This window comes from Sphingomonas crocodyli (genome assembly GCF_004005865.1).
GTDB classification, from domain to species: Bacteria; Pseudomonadota; Alphaproteobacteria; order Sphingomonadales; family Sphingomonadaceae; genus Rhizorhabdus; species Rhizorhabdus crocodyli.
The window spans coordinates 2,520,753-2,536,569 of record NZ_SACN01000001.1 but is presented as its reverse complement, the minus strand read 5'-3'; the positions used below and the strand labels follow the sequence as shown (position 1 = coordinate 2,536,569).

The following is a 15,817-nucleotide window of genomic DNA, read 5'->3' as shown; positions in this document are numbered from 1 at the left end:
ATGCGTCTGGCCTCCCGCCCCCTCCGTCAGCTGCGCTGACACCTCCCCGGATCGGGGAGGATCTTTGGTGGACGGATTCGTGGCGTAGAATCAGGACAGGTGAAGGTCGGCGCGTCCTGCCAAAAGGGCACCCGGACGTTGGGTAGTGCGAAGTAGTCGTGCGGGCATGGCTGGGGCCGACCGAACCGACATGCTTTACCTGCTGCGACAGGTCAGGGGATGCGGTCCTGCGATTGGCTGCTGCCATCCTTGCAGGGGATGGCCCCGGCGATTGGAAACGAGAAGTGGTCTGTCCGGTCGGGGCTACCCGCGATGCGGTTTCCCGCAGTGGATCGGCCCTGTCTTTCCTTCGAAACCGCAAATCGCCTCCGCCCACCGGCGGGTTCGTCCAGCACATGCCGGCGAGAAGCGATGCGCATCCGCTTCTTAAACCGGATGACTTCGCGCCGACCTGTCACGGCCCGGTTCGGAGCGAGCTCTGCTCCGGGCCGGTCCTGCATCCTCACGCTGATCATGCGAGAGGATGGTGGGGTGGTTAACCCAAATGGTTCGTTTTGTCAAGATGAGATTCGTGGTTTGTTCTCCATCTCGTCATTGCGAGCAGAGCGAAGCAATCCAGGCCCGCACTGGAGTAGGTCGTGAGCCTCTCAAGTGCGGGCCTGGATTGCTTCGTCGCCTGCGGCTCCTCGCAATGACGAGAAGGGGGACGAGTGGGGAGGAAAGGGCGGGGGCGCCTATTCCAGATCGAGCGCGGAGATCGAGAGCGCGTGGCCCGGATGGTCGTTGGCGGGGCGCAGGCTCATCAGGCGGGCGGCGGCGCGTTCGATCGAGTCGATCTGGTCGGGCGACAAAGCGAGCGCGCCTTCATAGGTGGTGTCGCCGCCGAAGCGCATGACCGCGCTGCTATCGAGGCTGATCGTGATGGGCACGTCGTTGCAATGGCCCGCGAAGGTCGGGGGCGCATGGCCGGTGCGTTGGGCGATGACGACTTTGGGCAACATATCGGCTGTCCTGCTTAACAAGCGGCAGCCTTAGCGTGACTGTCATTCGGCGCCGTGCCTGCGGGTCGGGGGCGCCAATGACGAATCCATACCACGGTTCGACCCGCCAACCTAATTGCACGGACGGCGGCGTAACGATTTGCTCCATCATCCTGCCGCATTTCCGGCCTAGCGGGCGACCCCATGAAGAAAGCCATCATCCTCGCGGCCGGACAGGGATCGCGCCTGTTGCCGCTTACGGCCGATCGGCCGAAATGCCTGATCGATTTTTCGGGCAAGACCCTGATCGCGTGGCAGGTCGCCTCGCTCGTCGCCAACGGGATCGAAGAGATCGCGGTCGTCACCGGATTTCAGGACGCCAAGCTGAATGCGGCGCTGGCGGAGATTGCGGCCGCGCATCCCGGCCTGACGATCCGTCCGCGCTTCAACCCGTTCTACAAGGTCGCTGACAATCTGGGCTCGTGCTGGATCGTGCGCGAGGAGATGGATCAGGACTTCATCATCCTGAACGGCGATACGCTGGTTTCGCCGGGGATCGTCGGCACGCTGATCGCGGGCGCGAAGGCGCCGATCAATGTGACGATCGACGTGAAGGACGATTACGACCTCGACGATATGAAGGTGCAGCGCGAGGGCGATCGGCTGTTGCAGATCGGCAAGACGCTGAAGCCGCATGAGACCAATGCGGAATCGATCGGCATGCTGGGCTTCAAGGGCGATGGCCCGCGCATCTTCCGCGATCAGGTGGAAGCGATGATGCGGACGCCCGAGGGGACTCTGAACTGGTATCTGAAGGCGATCCACGCGCTCGCGCCGACGGGCGTGGTGGGGACCGTTTCGATCGAGGGGCAGAACTGGGCCGAGGTCGACTTTCCCGAGGATCTGGCGATCGCCAAGGCGCTGACCGACGGGTGGGTTGCTGGCTGAAGCGTCATCCCGGCGGAGGCCGGGATCTCAGCAGAGTCGCGACAAGGTTGAGGCAAGAGCCTCCTGAGATCCCGGCCTCCGCCGGGATGACGACTATCTTGGCCAGTGGCCCTGGAGCCATTCGACCAGCGCGGCCTTTTGGGCATCGTCGAGCGTCACCGCTTCGCCCAAGGCGGGCACCTTCGGCCAGCCGGCGTCCGTCACCGAGGCGCCCGCCTGCTCGCGTGACCCCTCGTAGCGGGGGAGGACGTGGAAGTGGACGTGGGGGTCCACCATCATCAGCATCAGATAGTTGATCTTGGCATAGCCGACCGCCGCGGTGAGCGCGGCTTCGATATCGGCGGTGACGACCTTCAGTTCGGCATGCGCCTCTGCGGGGAGATCGCCGAAGGCCAGCGCATCGTCCTTCGCCGCCAGCACCAGCGCGCCCAAAGTCGGCTGCGCAGGGCGGAGCAGGACGACCCAGTGGGCATATTCATGCACCAGGGTCGCCGGATGCCCGAAGGCGCGGATCGTGTCGTTCATGCTGCCAGCCATGATGTGATCGCGTCTCCCTTCGCACGCCGCACCTCGGCCTGGATCAGGCGGACGAGGTGGAACAGGCACGAAAGGCCGGTCCAAACCGCGACCGCGATCAGGCCGATGTCGGGACGCTGAAACGCGGTGGCGACGAAAAGGATCACCATGTTCGGGTTGCGCCGTGCGGTTATCAGGCGGAAATCGCTGTCGATCTTTTGCCAGACATGGATGTGCATGCCGGCATTGCGATGCATGAAGATGCCCTCGATCGCGCGCTGCACCCAATAGCCGATCTGAATCACACCCTGCACCCACCAGAAGGTCGTGCTGTCGAGCGCGAGGCCCCAATGGACAAGGCCGGTCGCCCAGAACCACCACCAAAAGGGCGGATGGACCAGATCCATGCCGTGATCGAACACATTGCCCCAGGCGGACGAGGTGATCGTGCAGCGGGCGAGCTTTCCGTCGACGGTGTCGAGCACCATGAAGAACAGGCCCGCCGCCATGCCCAGCCAATAATGGCCGTAGGCGAACAGCACCGTGGCGACGACGCAGAAGATCGCGCCGATCGTGGTGATCATGTTGGGCGTGAGGCCGATGCGCGCCGCGATGCGGGTCAGCACCAAAGCCCATTCGGGCCACAGATATTTGGTGAGGATGTCGGTGACGCCCTTATAGGCGCCGAAATAGCTCATCCGTTCGATCGCGCGGACATTGCCGGGGGTCAGCGGCTCGAGCATCGGCTCCTCGCGCTTGCGCAGGGCCTCGTTATAGAAAACGCGATGATCCTCGGCGCGGACGATCTCGACCGGCAGGCCTTCGGGGAGCGGATGCCCCTCCGCCATCGCCTTGCGGATCAGATCGGCGGAGCGATTGCCGGTGAGGTGGGCGAGGACGGGCACGTCGCCGCTGGTCAGCACGCTGCCGGGCCGCGCGAGCATGAAGCCGATCCATTGATGATCGAACACATGGCTGGCCGCCGCGATCAGGACGGGGCCGTCGGGCTCGCCACGCGTGGTCGGCAGGCCGCGCGCGCGGGCGATGCGGTGCAGCCGTTCCTCGCTCGACATGCCCCAGATCGGGGTCGGATTGGTGCCGGCGATCAGGACGGCGGGGGCGGGGAGTTTGCTCATCGTCTTCTATATAGGTGTGGGCCGGCTTCCTTGCCGATACGAACTTCGTGACGCAAGAGTTTCGCCGATGAACGACACGCGACTCACCATCATCCTGCTGGCCGGGCAAAGGCCGGGGGTGGACCCGCTGGCCAGCCATTTCGGGATCGAGCGCAAGGCGCTGGTCCCCGTCGCGGGGCGGCCGATGCTCGATCGGGTGGCGCAGACTTTGCTGAAGCGCGACGATGTCGGCCGGCTGGTGATCGTGGGGCAGGCGCCGGAAGGGTTCTTCGAGCATCCGCAGACCCGCTGGTTGCGCGGCGATCCGCGCGTTGAAACGCATGACGGGCCGGGATCGATCGTCGAGGCGATATTGGGCGCGATTGCGGCGCGCGGGCTGCAATGGCCGATCCTCGTCACCACGGCCGACAATGTGCTGCTGAGCAATGCGATGGTCGACGCGTTCGTGGCGGGCGCGGCGGGCGCGGATATCGGCGTGGCGCTGGTCGAGCGGCGGACGCTGGAGGCCGCCTATCCGGGGAACAAGCGGACCTGGTTGCGCTTTCGCGGCGGGGCCTATTCGGGGGCGAACCTGTTCTGGCTGGGCGGGTCGGGCGCAGAAAAGGCGCTGGGCGTGTGGCGCGGGATCGAGCAGCAGCGCAAGAAGGCGCGCGCGGTGCTGGGGGCGTTCGGCTATGGTCTGGCGCTGCTGATTGGTCTCAGGATCGCTTCGCTCGATCAGGCGATCGCGATTGCGGGGCGGCGGCTGGGGATCCGGGCGAAGGCCGTGGTGCTGCCGCAGGCCGAAGCCTGTATCGACGTCGACAAATTGTCCGATCACGAACTGGTCGAGGCGATCTTCGCCGCGCGGACCTTGCTTCCTCCAAACTGATATCCGTCATCCCGGCGGAGGCCGGGATCTCAGCGAGCATCTAGGCGCAAGCTGGTCGCAAAAACCTCCTGAGATCCCGGCCTCCGCCGGGATGACGGCTTTTGGGCGTTAGATGAGGCGGAGCTTCCGCGCGGTCTTGCCCAGGGCCAGCTTGTCGCCTTCGGGGAGGCCGAAGCGGCCCGAGGCCCAGATGCCGGCGAGGATCAGGATGACGCCGCCGATCAGGCGCGGCGCATCGGGCAGCGGGGTGGCGGCGAAGGTGAGGCCGAGGATGACGAGGCTGATCAGGGTAGAGATCGTCGCGACGCGCAGGTAGGGCGCCTCGAACGGCTGGATATGATCGTGCCGCCACAGCATCCACACCGGCACGATATCCGACACGACAATCCCCGCCGCGACGGCGATGCCCATGCCGACGATCCCTTCTTCGGGCAGCAGGAAGGCGATCAGGATCAGCGAGGTTATGAGGCCCAGCGCCGCGCCGTAGAGCGGGTGGTGATAGCGGCTGATGACGTTCTGGATCGCGCCCGCCGCGCCCGTAATCGCCTCGATCAGCCGCGCGATCGTCAGCAAGGCGAGCGGCCACCATGCGGCCTGACCCGCCGGCCCGAACAGCCCCAGCACCGCGCTGCCCGTGCCGATCAGCCCGCACACGATCGGCAAGGCGACGATCGTGGTGAGGCGGGTGGCGAAGGCGTAGATTTCGGTGACGGCGCGCTTGTCATGCCGCACGGCTTCGGAGGCGAGCGGGGCCATGACGTAGGAGAAGGCCTGACGGATCAGCTGCACCGCGCTGGCGATCTTGCGCGCGATGGCGAACAGGCCCGATGCGCTGGCGCCCGCGGCGCCGGGAATCATCACGTTCAGGATCAGCGGCGGCGCATCGGCGAACAGGCGGCCGATGATGTTGCTGGGCAGCACCGAAATGCCCGCCACCAACGTCCTGTTGAACATATCCTGCCCGGCGGGAAGCAACGCGAGATCGAGCCGGTAATAGCGTTTGAGCAGCCGGGTCGAGAGGATGCAGGTGATCGCGAGCGAGGTGATGTGCGCGATCAGCAGGCCGAGCGCGCCGGCGCCCAGCGCCCAGAGCGCGGTCGCCGCGATCATCCGCATCACCTGTTCCCACAGGATGCGCAGGCGGATTTCGGGGCCGAACGCCTTGCGGGAACGCAGCGCCGAGGTCGCGATCTCGACATAGGCCCAGAAGGGGAGCGCCCAGGCGAAGATGTGGATGCCGGTGACGACGGCGTCCGCATCCTTGGCGGCGACATTGACGATCGGGGCGATCCACGGCGCCGCGAGCGACGCAAGCAGCGCGATGAGCAAACAGGGGCCGACCCCCGCGATCATGGCCGATCGAAGTGCTGCGGCGCGTTCGGCATCGTTCTTCGCCTGCGGCACGACGCGCTGCAGCGCGTTGGTCATGCCCATGTCGAAGATATTCTCGGTCAGGTTCACCGCCGCCCACAGCACGGTGTAGAGACCGTAGGTCGGCAGGCCGAACAGCAGGACGTACAGCGGCTGCGATATGATCTCGATCGCACCGCCCGCCCGCGCGAGCAATGCGGTGCCCGCGCCCTTGGCCACGTGGCGTGATGTCGGGGGCGTATCCGGTGCGTCCATTTCGAGCCCGCTTCTAGATTGTCCCTGCGCGTGCGCAAGCGAGCCGGTGTTCGTCATCATGTGCCCCATTACCCCACACGCAATGACGATACCGCGAAAGGAAACCCGTAAGCCGCATTGCACCATTGAGCCTTCGGGAAACACGCGCTATCGCGACCGCGAGAACAAAGGGGTTTCGATTCATGGCCGAATTCGCGCTTCCCAAGAACAGCGTCATCAAGAAGGGCAAGACGGTCCGGGCCGAAGGCGCGAAGAAGCCGCGCAACTTCAAGGTCTATCGCTACGATCCCGACAGCGGCGAGAATCCGCGCTACGACACGTTCCAGATCGATCTGGAAGAGTGCGGCCCGATGGTCCTCGACGCGCTGATCAAGATCAAGAGCGAGCAGGATCCGTCGCTGACCTTCCGCCGTTCGTGCCGCGAGGGCATTTGCGGTTCGTGCTCGATGAACATCGACGGCAAGAACGGTCTCGCCTGCACCACCGCGATCGAGGACGTGAAGGGCGAGGTGCGCATCACCCCGCTGCCGCACATGGACGTGATCAAGGATCTCGTCCCCGACTTCACCCACTTCTACGCGCAGTACGCGTCGATCCAGCCCTGGCTGAAGACGGTCACACCGACCCCGTCGGGCAAGGAGCGCCTGCAGTCGCCGGAAGACCGCGCGAAGCTGGACGGCCTGTACGAGTGCATCCTGTGCGCCTGCTGCTCGACCTCGTGCCCGAGCTATTGGTGGAACAGCGACAAGTTCCTGGGGCCGGCGATCCTGCTGCAGGCCTATCGCTGGCTCGCCGACAGCCGCGACGAGTTCACCGGTGAGCGCCTCGACGAGCTGGAAGATCCGTTCCGTCTCTATCGCTGCCACACCATCATGAACTGCGCGAACGTCTGCCCGAAGGGTCTGAGCCCGGCGAAGGCGATCGCGGAGATCAAGAAGATGGAAGTCGAGCGCCAGATCTGATCGTGCCGGATCCGATCGATAGCGACGGCTGGCATATCTGGGACATGAGCGAGGCGGGCACCTGGCCCGCCACCTGGGCGCCGATCCGCTATCGGCGCGAGGGCGCTCATATGGCGATCCGCGCCGAGGCGCCCGCCCATGCCGGCAATCTGCACGGGATGATCCACGGCGCCTTTCTGGCGGGTCTTGCCGAACATGCCGCCGGGGTCTTCCTGCGCGCGGCGGACGTGCCGTGCGTCACCATCTCGATCGCATTCGATTATCCGGCGGCGGCGTCGCTGGGGCGGACGCTGGAAGGGCGGGTCGAGCTGATCCGCGAGACTGGGCGGATGCAGTTTCTGCGCCTGCTGATCGGGCAGGGCGATGATGTCGCGATCCACGGCACCGCGACCCTGCGCAAGCTGAGCTGATGAGCGACGACACGGAAAACGGAGCGGTTCCGCATTATTGGGCGGACGAGGAAAGTCGCGGCTTCATCGACGATCCCGACCATCCCGGCTGGCTTTATCGCCCGGCGATGGAGGTTGGGCGGTTCGTCGATCTGTTCGGTGGCATCCGCTACACCGTCGAAGCACCCGATCGGGTGCGCTGCCGCTTCGAAGTCGAGCCGCGCCATCTGAACGGCAAGGGCACGGTGCATGGCGGCTATGTGATGGCGCTGGTCGATCAGGTGCTGTTCATCGGCCCGATCGCGATGGGGATAGAGCGCGTCGTCGGCGGATCGACCGTCGACAGTTCCACGCAATTCCTGGCACCGCTGCGCGCGGGCAAGCCGATCGACATCGTCGTCGAGTTGCTGCGCGAAACCTATCGCATGTATTTCGTGCGCGGGGTGATGGAGCAGGACGGACAAAGTTGTGCCGCCTTCACCGGCACGGTGAAAAAGGCATCCGCAGGCAAATGACCGACGTTCTCGCCCGATATGAGGCTCTGGTCGCGGCGGGCGAGCTTCGCCCTGATCCCGATCAGCGCGCGACCGTGGGGCGACTCGCCGAACTCGCGCGGCAGTTCGAGGCGCAGCCGAACAAGGGCAGCGTGCTGTGGCGGATGCTCAAGAAGCCGCCGCCGCCCCCGCGCGGCCTCTATATGTGGGGCGGGGTAGGCCGCGGCAAATCGATGATGATGGATCTGTTCTTCGACTGCGTGAATATGCCGTCGAAGCGCCGCGTCCACTTCCACGAATTCATGCTGGAGATCCACGATCGGCTGCGCGTCGAGCGGACCAAGGAGAAGGGCGATCCGATCCCGCCGGTGGTCGAGGCGGTGGCGGGCGAGGCGAAGCTGCTGTGCTTTGACGAGATGGTCGTCAACAATATGGCCGATGCGGCGATTCTCAGCCGGTTGTTCACCGGGCTGATCGACGCGGGCGTGACCGTGGTGACCACGTCGAACCGGCCGCCCGACGATCTGTACAAGGACGGGCTCAACCGCCAGTTGTTCCTGCCGTTCATCGCGCTGATCAAGGATCGGCTCGACGTGCTGTCGCTGAACGGGCCGGTCGATTACCGGCTGGAGCGGCTGGGCGGATTCCCGACCTGGTATTCGCCCAACGGCGCGAAGGCGACCGAGGCCGTGTCGCGCGCCTTCTTCCGCCTGACCGATTATCCGCCCGAGGATGCCGCCAACGTGCCCTCGGCCGAGCTTTCGGTGCCCGGCGGGCGGACGATGCACGTTCCCAAGAGCCTGAAGGGCGTCGCGGTCTTCTCGTTCAAGCGGCTGTGTGCCGAGGCGCGGGGTGCGGCCGATTATCTGGCGATCGCGCGCAATTATCACACCGTCATCATCGTCGGCATCCCGCTGATGGGCCCCGACAACCGCAACGAGGCCGCGCGCTTCAAGGTGCTGATCGACGCGCTGTACGAACATAAGGTCAAGCTGCTGGCGACAGCCGAGGCTGAGGCGGTGGCGCTCTATCCCGAGGGTGACGGCGCCTTCGAGTTCGAACGCACGGTGTCGCGCCTGATGGAGATGCAGAGCCAGGATTATCTGGCGGCGGGGCACGGGGAGTAGGGCGGGGCATCGCCGCCCTCTTTCTCTCGTCATTGCGAGCGTAGCGAAGCAATCCAGGCCCGCATGTGAGAGGCTCGCGACGATCTCCAGTGCGGGCCTGGATTGCTTCGTCGCCTTCGGCTCCTCGCAATGACGAGGAAAGGGTGGCGGTGCTCCTCCGATTGCTGCGCTGCATGAAAAATCGTCCTGTGATGCGAATCCGGTGGTTGCCCATGCCGGATCGCGAGGCTAAGCGGGCACCGTTCTACAGGCGGCCGTGTCCGCGCGGCCGCCTTAGTCATGCGATTTCTTTCGGGAGGGGCTGATGGCTCGTACTAAGATTGCGTTGATCGGCGCCGGCAATATCGGCGGCACGCTGGCTCACCTCGCGGCTCTCAAGGGCCTGGGCGACATCGTTCTGTTCGACGTGGTCGAGGGCGTTCCGCAGGGCAAGGCGCTCGATCTGTCGCAGTGCGGCCCGGTCGAGGGCTTCGACGCCAAGATCATCGGCTCGAACGATTATGCCGACATCAAGGGCGCCGACGTCATCATCGTCACCGCCGGCGTCGCCCGCAAGCCGGGCATGAGCCGCGACGACCTGCTCGGCATCAACCTGAAGGTGATGAAGGCCGTGGGTGAGGGCATCAAGGCCAACGCCCCCGACGCGTTCGTCATCTGCATCACCAACCCGCTCGACGCGATGGTCTGGGCTCTGCGCGAATTCTCGGGCCTGCCGCACAACAAGGTCGTCGGCATGGCCGGCGTGCTCGACTCGGCGCGCTTCAGCCACTTCCTCGCCGACGAGTTCAACGTCTCGGTCAAGGACGTGAACACGTTCGTGCTGGGCGGCCACGGCGACACGATGGTCCCCGTCCTCGAATATTCGACCGTTTCGGGCATCCCCGTCACCGATCTGATCAAGATGGGCATGTCGACCAAGGAGCGCATCGACGAGATCGTCAAGCGCACCCGTGGCGGCGGCGGCGAGATCGTCGCGCTGCTCAAGACCGGTTCGGCCTTCTATGCGCCCGCCACCTCGGCGATCGCGATGGCGGAAGCCTATCTGGGCGACCAGAAGCGCATCCTGCCGGCGGCGGCCTACCTGTCGGGCGAATATGGTGTGAACGACCTGTATGTCGGCGTGCCGGTGCTGTTCGGTGCGGGCGGCGTCGAAAAGATCATCGAAGTGAGCCTGGACGACGAAGCCAAGGCCAATCTTCAGGTCTCGGTCGACGCGGTCAAGGAACTGCTGGTCGCCTGTAAGGGCATCGACCCCTCGCTCGCTTAATCGACAACCTCTTCCCGGAAGGCTCAACAGTCCATGTCGATCCTCGTCAACAAGAACACCAAGGTCATCACCCAGGGCATGACCGGCAACACCGGCACGTTCCACACCGAACAGGCGCTTGCCTATGGCACGCAGATGGTCGGCGGCGTGACGCCGGGCAAGGGCGGCACGACCCACATCGGCCTGCCCAACTTCAACACCGTCCATGAGGCGGTTGCGGCCACCGGCGCCGATGCTTCGGTGATCTACGTTCCGCCGCCCTTCGCGGCCGACTCGATCCTGGAAGCGATCGACGCGGAAGTGCCGCTGATCGTCACGATCACCGAGGGTATCCCGGTCATCGACATGATCAAGGTGAAGCGCGCGCTGCAGGGTTCGAAGTCGCGCCTGATCGGCCCGAACTGCCCCGGCGTCCTGACCCCGAACGAGTGCAAGATCGGCATCATGCCGGGCAGCATCTTCAAGAAGGGTTCGGTCGGCGTCGTTTCGCGTTCGGGCACGCTGACCTATGAAGCGGTGTTCCAGACCTCGGCGATCGGCCTGGGCCAGACCACCGCGGTCGGCATCGGCGGCGATCCGGTCAACGGCACCAACTTCATCGACATGCTCGAGCTGTTCCTGGCGGACGACGAGACCAAGTCGATCATCATGATCGGCGAAATCGGCGGTTCGGCCGAAGAGGAAGCCGCTCAGTTCCTGATCGATGAGGCCAAGAAGGGCCGCAAGAAGCCGATGGCCGGCTTCATCGCGGGCCGCACGGCGCCTCCGGGCCGCCGAATGGGCCACGCCGGCGCAATCGTTTCGGGCGGCCAGGGCGGCGCCGAAGAGAAGATCGCGGCGATGGAAGCTGCCGGCATCAAGGTGGCGTCGAGCCCCTCGCTGCTCGGCGAAACGCTGGCCGAGGTGCTGAAGGGCTAAACCCTTCGCTATCGGTACGATTTGAAGCGGCGGTCGGGGCAACCCGGCCGCCGTTTTCGTTTTAGATCCTCTCCCGGAGGGAGAGGGGGACCGCGCCGAAGGCGTGGTGGAGAGGTATTTGCCGGCAGCGAGGCACTCCTTCTCCAGCTACCCCTCCACCGGCTGCGCCGGTCCCCCTCCCCCTCCGGGGGAGGATCAAAGGGGCGTTGAAATCAAAATATAGCCAGCCACGCATTTTCTACCTGATAGATGCAAATACCGTCTCGCCTTCGACGCAAGCCGCTCCTATATCGGCCCCGCCAATTGCTGCGCTTCGGACCTAAGCTCCGGGGTGGGTGCAGACCAGGAGGTGACATTGGGTATCGAAGGCGTGGCTTTCGACGGGCCAGAGGGCGTTTCGCCTTCATTCGTCGAGAATCTGTATCGTCAGTATCGCCAGGACAGATCGTCCGTTGAGCCGAGCTGGCAGGATTATTTCTCCAACATCGAAGCAAGCGTTTCGGGGCCTAGCTGGGCCAATCCGAACTGGCCGCTCAGCAGCACCGACTCGCTGACCGCCGGCCTCGATCCCACTCAGATGGAGCCTGCACCCAAGCCCGCCAAGGGCGGTGCGCCCAAGGCTGCTCCGGCCGCCGCTGCGGCGCCCGCCGTCAGCCAGGAAGAGATCGAGCAGCGCGCGCAGGATTCGATGCGCGCCCTGATGCTGATCCGCACCTATCGCGTGCGCGGCCATCTGCTCGCCAATCTCGACCCGCTGGGCCTGTCCAAGCGCGAGGAGCCGATCGACCTCAGCCCCGAATGGCACGGCTTCAAGGAAGCCGACATGGACCGTCAGGTCTTCGTGGCGGGTTTCCTGGGCCTGCAATATGCGACCCCGCGTGAGATCCTGGCGATCCTGCGCAAGAATTATTGCGGCAATATCGGCCTCGAATACATGCACATCCCCGACGTGGAGGAGCGCCGCTTCCTCCAGGAGCGGATGGAAGGCAAGGACGCCGAGATCCACTTCACGCCCGAGGGCAAGAAGGCGATCCTCAACAAGGTGATCGAAGCTGAGCAGTGGGAGAAGTTCCTCGGCCGCAAATATGTCGGCACGAAGCGCTTCGGCCTCGACGGCGGTGAATCGATGATCCCGGCTATGGAAGCCGTGATCAAATATTCGGGCGCTTACGGCGTCAACGAGATCATCTTCGGCATGGCCCATCGCGGCCGTCTGAACATGCTGACCAACGTGATGGCCAAGCCCTATCGCGCACTCTTCAACGAGTTTGCCGGTGGTTCGGCGAACCCGGAAGATGTCGGCGGTTCGGGCGACGTGAAGTACCACCTCGGCACCTCCACCGACCGCGAGTTCGACGGCAACAAGGTTCACATGAGCCTGGCGCCGAACCCGTCGCACCTCGAGTGCGTCGATCCGGTCGTGCTGGGCAAGGCGCGCGCCAAGCAGACCAAGCTCGACGATCTGGAGCGCGAGAAGGTTCTGCCGATCCTGCTGCACGGCGACGCCGCGTTCGCAGGGCAGGGCGTGATCATGGAGTGCTTCGGCTTTTCGGGCCTGCGCGGCTACAATACCGGCGGCACGATCCATTTCGTGATCAACAACCAGGTGGGCTTCACCACCAGCCCGCAGTTCGCGCGTTCGTCGCCCTATCCGTCGGATATCGCGAAGATGGTTGCGGCGCCGATCCTGCACGTCAACGGCGACGATCCCGAAGCCGTGACCTTCGCCTGCAAGATCGCGACCGAATATCGCCAGACCTTCAAGCGCGACGTCGTGATCGACATGTGGTGCTATCGCCGCTTCGGCCATAACGAAGGCGACGAGCCGGGCTTCACCCAGCCGCTGATGTACGACGTGATCCGCAAGCATCCGCCGGTGTCCGCGATCTACAATGCGCGGCTCGTTCAGGAAGGCGTGATCAACGACAATTGGACCTCGTCGCATGAGGCCGAGTTCGTCGAGAAGCTGGAAGGCGAGTTCGAAGCGGGCAAGACCTACAAGGTCAACAAGGCCGACTGGTTCGAAGGCGACTGGGCCGGCTTTGCCGAACCGCGCGAAGCGATCACCGAAAAACGCGCGGCAGATACCGGGCTGACCGAAGAGATCGTCGTGGATCTCGGCAAGCAGCTGACGACCGTTCCTGAAGGGATCACGATCCACAAGACGTTGGGTCGCATCCTGGAAGCCAAGAAGGAGATGTTCTCCTCGGGCGAGGGCTTCGACTGGGCGACCGGCGAGGCGCTGGCTTTCGGTTCGCTGCTCAAGGAAGGCTATGGCGTCCGCCTGTCGGGCCAGGATTCGGGCCGCGGCACGTTCAGCCAGCGGCACGCCGTCTGGGTCGATCAGAAGGATGGCCACAAGTACATCCCGCTGTCGGCGATGGACCGCCGTTTCCAGGTGCTCGACTCGCCGCTCAGCGAGTTCGGCGTGCTCGGCTTCGAATATGGCTATGCGTCGGCGGCGCCGAACACTTTGGTCATGTGGGAAGCCCAGTTCGGCGACTTCGCCAACGGTGCGCAGGTCATCATCGATCAGTTCATCTCGTCGGGCGAAGCCAAGTGGCTGCGCGTCAACGGTCTGGTGATGCTGCTGCCGCACGGTTACGAAGGGCAGGGGCCGGAACATAGCTCGGCGCGTCTGGAGCGTTATCTGCAGCTGTGCGCTGAAGATAATATGCAGGTCGCCAACTGCACGACCCCGGCCAACTACTTCCACATGCTGCGCCGTCAGATGATCCGGAAGTTCCGCAAGCCGCTGATCGTCATGACGCCGAAGTCGCTGCTGCGGCACAAGTCGGCCGTGTCGAAGCTGGAGGATTTCACCGGCGAGACCCGCTTCCAGCGCGTCCTTCCGGACAACAATCCGCCGGCGGACAAGGACGTGAAGCGCGTCGTTCTGGTGTCGGGCAAGCTCTATTACGAGCTGGCCGAGGCGCGCGACGCGGCGGGCGACCAGAACACCGCCATCCTGCGTCTGGAACAGCTCTATCCGTTCCCGTCCGATGCGCTGATCACGCGCCTTGGCCGGATGCCCAACCTCGAAACCGTGGTGTGGGCACAGGAAGAGCCGAAGAACCAGGGCGCCTGGACCTTCGTCGAGCCGTATATCGAGAAGGTTCTGGCCGATGTCGGCGGCAAGTCGCAGCGTCCGGTTTATGCCGGCCGCAAGGCGGCCGCCGCGACCGCGACCGGCCTCGCCCGCAATCATGCCGTGCAGCAGGCTGCACTGATCGCCGATGCGCTCGGCCACGAAGTAAAGGGTAAGTAAGATGGCAACCGATGTTGTGGTGCCGACGCTCGGCGAATCGATCACCGAAGCGACGCTGGGCCAGTGGCTCAAGAAGCCGGGCGAGGCCGTGAAGGTCGACGAACCCATTGCCAGCCTGGAGACCGACAAGGTCGCGGTCGAAGTGCCTTCGCCCGTCGCCGGCGTGATCGGCGAACTCGTCGTCAACGAAGGCGATACGGTGAACGTGGGCGCGGTGATCGCGCGCATCGAGGCGGGGGCGGCTGCTTCCACCTCGGCGACCCCGGCGGTCGAGGATCGCACTGCGGTGGGCAAGGCCGAAGCGGCTGCGCCCGCCGAGCCGGCTTCGGCGCCGGTCGAGGAATCGGGCGACGCGCTGACGCTGTCGCCGTCGGTTCGCCGCGCGGTTCTGGAATATGGGGTCGATCCGTCGAAGATCCGTGGCACCGGCAAGGATGGCCGCGTGACCAAGGATGACGTGATCGCCGCCGCCAAGTCGCAGCCCAAGACGGCCGCTCCGGCTGCTGCTCCGGCCGCCGCCGCACCGGTCGCTTCGGCCGCCGGCGAGCGCAAGGAAGAACGGGTCAAGATGACCCGCCTTCGCCAGACGGTCGCCAAGCGCCTGAAGGAAGCGCAGAACACCGCCGCGATGCTGACGACGTTCAACGACGTCGACATGACCGCCGTGATCGAGGCCCGGAACAAGTATAAGGATTTGTTCGAAAAGAAGCATGGCGTTCGCCTGGGCTTCATGGGCTTCTTCGTGAAGGCGGCCGTGATGGCGCTGAAGGACGTGCCCGCGGTCAACGCATCGATCGAAGGCGATGAGATCGTCTATCGCGACTATGTTGACGTGTCGGTCGCGGTTTCGGCGCCGAACGGCCTGGTCGTTCCGGTGATCCGCGACGCGCAGAACCTGTCGGTTTCGGGCATCGAAAAGACGATCGGCGATTTCGGCAAGCGCGCCAAGGAAGGCAAGCTGTCGATGGAAGACATGAAGGGCGGCACCTTCACCATCTCCAACGGCGGCGTCTTCGGCTCGCTGATGTCGACCCCGATCATCAATCCGCCGCAGTCGGGCGTTCTGGGCCTCCACCGCATCGAGGACCGCCCGGTCGTCCGCGACGGCCAGGTCGTCGTCCGCCCGATGATGTATCTGGCGCTCAGCTACGACCATCGCCTGATCGACGGTCGCGAAGCGGTGACCTTCCTCGTCGCGCTCAAGAACGCGATCGAGGATCCGACCCGTCTGCTGATCGACCTCTGATCGCACGCATTATCCGCCCATCCCGAGCAAGCTTGGGATGGGCGGCCTGTTTCATCCTCTGAATGAGGA

The 15,817-nt window shown here is 64.8% G+C and carries 14 protein-coding genes; 10 read left to right on the top strand and 4 right to left on the bottom strand.

Features of this window, described 5'->3' with window-relative positions; genetic code table 11:
• Positions 1-734: 734 nt before the first annotated feature.
• Positions 735-1,001: a hypothetical protein gene (locus EOD43_RS12130; RefSeq protein ID WP_127744116.1), complete on the bottom strand. Its 267-nt coding sequence runs from the start codon at positions 999-1,001 to the stop codon at positions 735-737.
• A gap of 183 nt (positions 1,002-1,184) precedes the next feature.
• Here EOD43_RS12130 and EOD43_RS12125 point away from each other — a divergent pair, with 183 nt between their 5' ends.
• Positions 1,185-1,928, top strand: a complete 744-nt coding sequence (locus tag EOD43_RS12125; protein ID WP_127744115.1) for a phosphocholine cytidylyltransferase family protein — start codon at positions 1,185-1,187, stop codon at positions 1,926-1,928.
• A gap of 93 nt (positions 1,929-2,021) precedes the next feature.
• Here the strand turns inward: EOD43_RS12125 and EOD43_RS12120 are convergent, their stop codons facing one another.
• Positions 2,022-2,453 carry an HIT family protein gene (locus EOD43_RS12120; RefSeq protein WP_127744114.1) on the bottom strand — a complete coding sequence of 144 codons (432 nt, stop codon included), beginning with the start codon at positions 2,451-2,453 and terminating at the stop codon, positions 2,022-2,024.
• Positions 2,450-3,580, bottom strand: coding sequence for a CDP-alcohol phosphatidyltransferase family protein (locus EOD43_RS12115; protein ID WP_127744113.1), 1,131 nt, complete (start codon positions 3,578-3,580; stop codon positions 2,450-2,452). The genes EOD43_RS12120 and EOD43_RS12115 overlap by 4 nt, the downstream gene beginning before the upstream one ends.
• Positions 3,581-3,647: 67 nt before the next feature.
• Here EOD43_RS12115 and EOD43_RS12110 point away from each other — a divergent pair, with 67 nt between their 5' ends.
• Positions 3,648-4,451 carry an NTP transferase domain-containing protein gene (locus EOD43_RS12110; protein WP_127744112.1) on the top strand — a complete coding sequence of 268 codons (804 nt, stop codon included), beginning with the start codon at positions 3,648-3,650 and terminating at the stop codon, positions 4,449-4,451.
• 108 nt (positions 4,452-4,559) lie between these two features.
• On the opposite strand, the gene EOD43_RS12105 is transcribed toward EOD43_RS12110, so the two are convergent.
• Positions 4,560-6,077, bottom strand: coding sequence for a lipopolysaccharide biosynthesis protein (locus EOD43_RS12105; protein ID WP_127744111.1), 1,518 nt, complete (start codon positions 6,075-6,077; stop codon positions 4,560-4,562).
• 182 nt (positions 6,078-6,259) lie between these two features.
• On the opposite strand from EOD43_RS12105, the gene EOD43_RS12100 reads away from it, so the two are divergent.
• From EOD43_RS12100 to odhB, 8 genes are all read left to right on the top strand, one after another.
• A complete protein-coding gene (locus tag EOD43_RS12100) occupies positions 6,260-7,039 on the top strand; it encodes a succinate dehydrogenase iron-sulfur subunit (RefSeq protein ID WP_127744110.1) in 780 nt (259 codons plus the stop codon).
• A gap of 2 nt (positions 7,040-7,041) precedes the next feature.
• Complete coding sequence (locus tag EOD43_RS12095; protein WP_127744109.1) at positions 7,042-7,449, top strand: PaaI family thioesterase; 408 nt, start codon at positions 7,042-7,044, stop codon at positions 7,447-7,449.
• Positions 7,449-7,943, top strand: a complete 495-nt coding sequence (locus tag EOD43_RS12090) for a PaaI family thioesterase (protein WP_127744108.1) — start codon at positions 7,449-7,451, stop codon at positions 7,941-7,943. Before EOD43_RS12095 ends, EOD43_RS12090 begins: the two co-directional genes overlap by 1 nt.
• The gene (zapE, locus tag EOD43_RS12085; RefSeq protein ID WP_127744107.1) at positions 7,940-9,049 is read left to right on the top strand and encodes a cell division protein ZapE; all 1,110 of its coding nucleotides are present in this window, start codon (positions 7,940-7,942) and stop codon (positions 9,047-9,049) included. The genes EOD43_RS12090 and zapE overlap by 4 nt, the downstream gene beginning before the upstream one ends.
• 304 nt (positions 9,050-9,353) lie before the next feature.
• The gene (gene mdh / locus EOD43_RS12080) at positions 9,354-10,316 is read left to right on the top strand and encodes a malate dehydrogenase (RefSeq protein WP_127744106.1); all 963 of its coding nucleotides are present in this window, start codon (positions 9,354-9,356) and stop codon (positions 10,314-10,316) included.
• A 33-nt stretch (positions 10,317-10,349) separates the two neighbouring features.
• A complete protein-coding gene (gene sucD / locus EOD43_RS12075; RefSeq protein ID WP_127744105.1) occupies positions 10,350-11,234 on the top strand; it encodes a succinate--CoA ligase subunit alpha in 885 nt (294 codons plus the stop codon).
• Between the two features lie 355 nt (positions 11,235-11,589).
• Entirely contained in the window at positions 11,590-14,502 is a 2,913-nt protein-coding gene (locus tag EOD43_RS12070; protein WP_127744104.1) for a 2-oxoglutarate dehydrogenase E1 component, read from the top strand.
• 1 nt (position 14,503) lies between these two features.
• Positions 14,504-15,748 (top strand): 2-oxoglutarate dehydrogenase complex dihydrolipoyllysine-residue succinyltransferase, encoded by a 1,245-nt coding sequence (gene odhB / locus EOD43_RS12065; RefSeq protein ID WP_127744103.1) that lies wholly within the window; start codon positions 14,504-14,506, stop codon positions 15,746-15,748.
• Positions 15,749-15,817 lie beyond the last annotated feature (69 nt).

Coding starts and splice junctions, on each gene's coding strand:
- EOD43_RS12120 (WP_127744114.1), bottom strand. CDS start 2,453: ATGAACGACACGATCCGCGCCTTCGGGCATCCGGCGACCCTGGTGCAT.
- EOD43_RS12110 (WP_127744112.1), top strand. CDS start 3,648: ATGAACGACACGCGACTCACCATCATCCTGCTGGCCGGGCAAAGGCCG.
- EOD43_RS12100 (WP_127744110.1), top strand. CDS start 6,260: ATGGCCGAATTCGCGCTTCCCAAGAACAGCGTCATCAAGAAGGGCAAG.
- EOD43_RS12125 (WP_127744115.1), top strand. CDS start 1,185: ATGAAGAAAGCCATCATCCTCGCGGCCGGACAGGGATCGCGCCTGTTG.
- mdh (WP_127744106.1), top strand. CDS start 9,354: ATGGCTCGTACTAAGATTGCGTTGATCGGCGCCGGCAATATCGGCGGC.
- EOD43_RS12130 (WP_127744116.1), bottom strand. CDS start 1,001: ATGTTGCCCAAAGTCGTCATCGCCCAACGCACCGGCCATGCGCCCCCG.
- odhB (WP_127744103.1), top strand. CDS start 14,504: ATGGCAACCGATGTTGTGGTGCCGACGCTCGGCGAATCGATCACCGAA.
- EOD43_RS12115 (WP_127744113.1), bottom strand. CDS start 3,580: ATGAGCAAACTCCCCGCCCCCGCCGTCCTGATCGCCGGCACCAATCCG.
- EOD43_RS12090 (WP_127744108.1), top strand. CDS start 7,449: ATGAGCGACGACACGGAAAACGGAGCGGTTCCGCATTATTGGGCGGAC.
- EOD43_RS12105 (WP_127744111.1), bottom strand. CDS start 6,077: ATGGACGCACCGGATACGCCCCCGACATCACGCCACGTGGCCAAGGGC.
- zapE (WP_127744107.1), top strand. CDS start 7,940: ATGACCGACGTTCTCGCCCGATATGAGGCTCTGGTCGCGGCGGGCGAG.
- sucD (WP_127744105.1), top strand. CDS start 10,350: ATGTCGATCCTCGTCAACAAGAACACCAAGGTCATCACCCAGGGCATG.